The 1,210-nt window shown below is 69.3% G+C and carries 1 protein-coding gene; it reads left to right on the top strand.

Annotated features, from left to right (window positions below; genetic code table 11):
• Positions 1–1,210: AMP-binding protein (locus ASD69_RS08455; RefSeq protein WP_157499114.1), on the top strand; the 1,210-nt coding region annotated here is incomplete at both ends.

The following is a 1,210-nucleotide window of genomic DNA, read 5'->3' as shown; positions in this document are numbered from 1 at the left end:
GCAACCTTGTACATGGTGCTGATGGCGGCCTGGTCGCTGCTGCTGTCGCGCCTGTCGGGTCAGTCGACGGTGGTGGTGGCCACGCCGGTGGCCGGTCGCCACCGGCGCGAACTGGAAGGTTTGATCGGCTTCTTCGTCAACACGCTGGCGTTCTGCACGCGGGTGGAGGAAGGGCAGAGCGTCGCGCAGCTGATCGAAGCGGTGCGGCGCGAGACCCTGGCGGCGTTCGCGCACCAGGAGCTGCCGTTCGAGCAGGTGGTGGAGGCGCTGCGGCCGACGCGCAGCCTGAGCCATGTGCCGCTCGCGCAGGCGAGTTTCACCTGGCACAACGAGCCCGAGGGCGGCGCGGTGGATCTGCCGCAGTTGTCGCTGGCGGCGTTGCCGCTACCGCACCAGACCACGCAGTTCGATCTCTCCCTGCACCTGAGCGATACCGGTGCGTGTCTGGAAGGCACGTTGATCCATGCGAGCGACCTGTTCGACGAGGCCACCGTGGCGCGCTGGAGCCGGTGCTTCTTGCAGCTGCTGGAAGGGTTCGTGGCCGACGAGGCGCAGGAAGCCCTGCGTGTGCCGCTGCTGGCCGAAGCCGATTACCGGCAAGTGGTCGATGCGTTCAATGTCGTAACGCCGGCGCTGCCGCCGTCGTGGCTGGCGCATGCCTGCTTCGAGGGCTGGGTGGATGCCCGGGGCGATGCGATCGCCCTGGAGTTCGACGGCGAATCGCTGAGCTATGCCGAACTGGACGAACGCGCCAACCGTCTGGCGCATTACCTGCTGGCGCAGGGCGCGCAGCCCGACGCCCGGGTGGCGCTGTGCGTGGAACGCGGCGTGGAGTACCTGGTGGGCGTGCTGGGCATCCTGAAGGCCGGCTGCGCCTACGTGCCGCTGGATCCGGAGTACCCGTCGGCGCGGCTGTCCTACATGGTGAACGACAGCGCCCCGTTGCTTGTGCTGACGCAATCGTCGGTGGCCGAGCATCTGCCGCCGCTGGACGTGCCGGTGCTGCGGCTGGATGTGGACCTGCCGGTGCTGACGCGGCGGCTGCCGGCGACGCGCCCGGCGGTGCCGGCGCTGCAACCGTCGCACCTGGCGTACCTGATCTACACCTCCGGTTCGACCGGCGAACCCAAGGCGGTGATGGTGGAACACCGCCAGCTGTGCCACCTGGCGGCCTCGCAGGCGGCGGTGTTCGGCGATCTGGCGGGATCGC

Origin of the sequence: Lysobacter sp. Root604 (assembly GCF_001427505.1) — a bacterium.
GTDB lineage: Bacteria > Pseudomonadota > Gammaproteobacteria > Xanthomonadales > Xanthomonadaceae > Lysobacter.
This window is presented reverse-complemented; position numbering and strand designations above follow the sequence as displayed.